4 protein-coding genes are annotated in these 3792 nt (G+C 32.6%); 3 read left to right on the top strand and 1 reads right to left on the bottom strand.

Annotation, left to right across the window (positions count from 1 at the left end):
• The 3 genes from FWJ34_RS18695 to FWJ34_RS18685 all read left to right on the top strand — a co-directional run.
• The coding region (locus FWJ34_RS18695; RefSeq protein WP_396232085.1) for a YgfZ/GcvT domain-containing protein at positions 1-532 on the top strand (532 nt) is incomplete at its 5' end.
• Between the two features lie 138 nt (positions 533-670).
• Positions 671-1837, top strand: a complete 1167-nt coding sequence (locus FWJ34_RS18690; RefSeq protein WP_308256841.1) for a GTPase — start codon at positions 671-673, stop codon at positions 1835-1837.
• A 134-nt stretch (positions 1838-1971) separates the two neighbouring features.
• Positions 1972-2697, top strand: a complete 726-nt coding sequence (locus FWJ34_RS18685) for a heme oxygenase (biliverdin-producing) (protein WP_308256840.1) — start codon at positions 1972-1974, stop codon at positions 2695-2697.
• 156 nt (positions 2698-2853) lie between these two features.
• On the opposite strand, the gene FWJ34_RS18680 is transcribed toward FWJ34_RS18685, so the two are convergent.
• Positions 2854-3561, bottom strand: a complete 708-nt coding sequence (locus FWJ34_RS18680) for a site-specific DNA-methyltransferase (RefSeq protein ID WP_308256839.1) — start codon at positions 3559-3561, stop codon at positions 2854-2856.
• Between the last annotated feature and the right edge of the window lie 231 nt (positions 3562-3792).

Raw genomic sequence — 3792 nt, 5'->3', positions numbered from 1 at the left:
AATTATTACGGTGGGTTGTAATTTAAAATTAATAGGATTTAACATCATTATTGCTCACGAAAAAGCCTCTTGTATTTGGAAAAAATTAATGACAAAAAATCCTATTTTAATTGATTCTCAAGACTATGAAACTTTATGTATTTTTCAAGGAAAACCAACACCTAATAAAGAATTAACCGAAGAATATAATCCTCTTGAAAGTGGTTTATGGGACGCTATTTCTTTTAATAAAGGTTGTTATATCGGACAAGAAACTATCGCTCGTTTAAATACTTATAAAGGAGTAAAACAAAAACTGTGGGGTATCAAATTAAATGGCTTCATCGATCCAGAAAAAGATAATATAATCATGGTAGGAGAAAAAAAAGTTGGTAAAATTACCAGTTATATAGAATCAGATTCTGAAAATTTTGCCCTTGGTTATATTAAGACAAAAATAGGGGATATAGGCTTAAAAGTTACCATTGGAGAGACAGAAGGAGAAGTAGTTAATTTACCTTTTATCCGTCATGAATACTATCAACCTCAATGAGAATTATTGGAGGTATAAAATTACCTGAAAATAGAGGGGTAAATGAAGAATCTATTGGCGAACTTCTTTGCACCATGAGCGCCTTTGCGAGAGATTTTTTTCATCTCTTTATTCAACAACATTTCAATTTTAAAATGTATGAAACTTCCATCTATAAAAAAAATTCTTGATTTATTTAGGGTTGATGAAACAGAAATTGCTAATATTTTAGAGTCTGTGCGATCGCAATTACCTACCACAGAAGCTCTTTTAATTGGTAAACCCCAAGCTGGAAAAAGTTCTATTGTGAGGGGTTTAACAGGGGTTGGGAAGGAAATTATTGGACAAGGTTTTCGTCCTCATACACAATACACAGAGCGGTATGCTTACCCTTCGGAAGAATTGCCTTTATTGATTTTTACGGATACGGTAGGCTTAGGTGATATTAATAAAAATACTGAGGAAATTATCACAGAATTAACTACTCAATTAGATATCGAAACAAAACGAGCAAGAATTTTAATTTTGACGGTAAAAATTAATGATTTTGCAACAGATAGTTTAAAAAATATTGCCACAAATCTTAGAAAAAAATACCCTCAAATTCCTTGTTTATTAGTAGTAACTTCTTTACATGAACTTTATCCGAATCTCGAAACGAATCATCCTGAATATCCTCCTAATTTTCCAGAAATAGATAGGGCATTTACTGAAATAAAGGATACATTTATTGGTTTATTTGATCTAGCAATCTTAATAGATTTTACTTTGGAAGAAGATGGATTTATTCCTGTTTTTTATGGGTTGGAAAACCTTCGGGATTCTTTAACGGAATTATTACCATCGGCGGAGGCAAAAACAATACATCAATTATTAGATGAAACCGTTGATTCTCAGTTAGGAAATCTTTATAAGGACGTTGCTAGACGCTATATTTTAGCTTTTTCAGTGATGGCTGTAACCCTTGCCGCAGTACCTCTTCCCTTTGCGACTATGCCCGTTTTAACTGCCCTAGAAGTCACAATGGTAGGGGTTTTAGGACGACTTTATGGACAAACCATTAACCCTTCTCAAGCCGGAGGAATCATAAGTGCTATCGCTGGAGGATTTTTAGCCCAAGTAATCGGTAGAGAGTTAATTAAGTTTATACCGGGTTTTGGCTCAGTAGTAGCGGCAAGTTGGGCGGGGGCATATACATGGGCATTGGGAGAGGGTGCTTGTGCTTATTTTGGTGATATTGTCGGTGGCAAAAAACCTGATGCGGACAAAATCAAACAGGTGATGAAAAATGCTTTTGAGAATGCTAAAAAAGAATCAAAAATGTAATTGTCAAAAACACTAAACTGTAAAAAATCTTAATGTAAAATGGTATGGATTCGGTTTATGGTAAAAAATTAGCAATAAAAAAGTTTTGTAAATTTTTATAATCAAAATCTTAGAAATCAAGGATAGTAAGCAATATGACCGTTAATTTAGCGACAATGTTGAAAGAAGGCACAAAAAAATCCCATTCTATGGCAGAAAATATGGGTTTTATTAAGTGTTTTCTGAAAGGAGTTGTTGAGAAAAATTCTTATCGTAAATTGGCAGCAAATCTTTATTTTGTCTATGGTGCTATGGAAGCAGAAATGGAGCGTTTAAAAGATCATCCTCTAATTAGTAAAATTTATTTTCCTGAATTGAATCGTGAATCTAGTTTAGCAAAAGATCTTCAATTTTATTATGGTCCTAACTGGAGAAATGAAATTCAAATTACTCCCAATGGGCAATTATATGTCGATCGCATTCATGAAATTGCTAACAATGCTCCTGAATTATTTGCGGCACACTCCTATACTCGTTACTTAGGTGATCTTTCTGGAGGACAAATTCTCAAAAATATTGCTCAAAAAGCGATGAATTTAGATGGTGAAGGCACTGCTTTTTACGAGTTTGAAACTATCAGCGATGAAAAAGCCTTTAAAGATATGTATCGTAAAGCCTTAAATGACTTACCTGTAGATGAAGAAACTGCCGAGAGAATTGTGCAAGAAGCCAATGATGCTTTCGGAATGAATATGAAAATGTTTCAAGAGTTAGAAGGTAATTTAATCATGGCTATTGGTAAGATGTTATTTAATACTTTAACTTCCCGCCGTCGTCGTGGTAGCAATGAGTCTAATCCTGAATTAGCAACCGCAGAATAATTGATATTTGGTTAAATAAGTAATAAGTAAATAGATTACTGTTTATAAATATTCCCTCAAAAACCGATGGCATAAATTTCTAAATCAGAATTATCAAAAGAGAAATTTTATATTAATTCAAGGAGACGACCAAGCCTAATCTAATTTTAGACTTAGTTAGACTTCACATACTTGAATACGTTTTCTTGCTAACTCACAATATTCCTCACTAATATCAATACCAATATATTGTCGCTCAAATTGATAAGCAGATTTGCAAGTAGTGCCACTGCCACACATAGGATCGAGAACAATATCCCCTTTATTCGTCCAAGATAGTATATGATCTCTTGCCAAAGCACAAGGAAATGGTGCAGGATGTCCTTTAGCTTCTTGATCTTCTGCTTTTTTACCTACTACATATTCCCAAATATTACCTTTTATTTTCTCTTTTTGTACAGGTTGTGCCAATTTTTCTCTTTTTTGTACACCTTTAGAATAATTTTTATATGTAGTGCCATTTAACTCTAAACCACCGTGTAAACACTGTATTTTAATAGGGTTATGAGTTTTTACTTCACCTTTACTAAAAACAAACATATATTCAAAAACGTTATTATATCTTTTTCTATATATTTGTGGTATAGGATTTGTTTTTTGAAAAATCATCGTATCGTGAAGATTAAAACCAATTTCCTTGAAGTAAAGGGCTTGTTTAAAACTTGTACCTGTTTCACTTTTATTGATAGTAGCATCGGCACTTACCCAAATTACCACACCACCATCTTTTGTAATTCTAAACAATTCTTGTGCTATATCTTTAAAGGGAAAAACATAACCATTATAAACCCTTAAATTATCATAGGGTGGAGAAGTTAAAGTCATCTCAATAGAATTTGAATCAAATTTTCTCATGATTTCAACGCAGTTTCCGTGAATAATTTGATTAGTATATAGTTTCACTTTCCTTATAAAAATTGCCTTTTAATGTGCTAATTTTTAATGAATATAATTGAATAATCTTTTATATTCCTAAAACACAGTCTATTAGCCGAGACAGCCCTGTAAAAACAGGGAATTAAAAAATATGTTGATCGCCCCATTAAGATCTCGATT

The sequence above is a fragment of the Geminocystis sp. GBBB08 genome (assembly GCF_016743215.1).
Lineage (GTDB): Bacteria > Cyanobacteriota > Cyanobacteriia > Cyanobacteriales > Cyanobacteriaceae > Geminocystis.
This window is presented reverse-complemented; position numbering and strand designations above follow the sequence as displayed.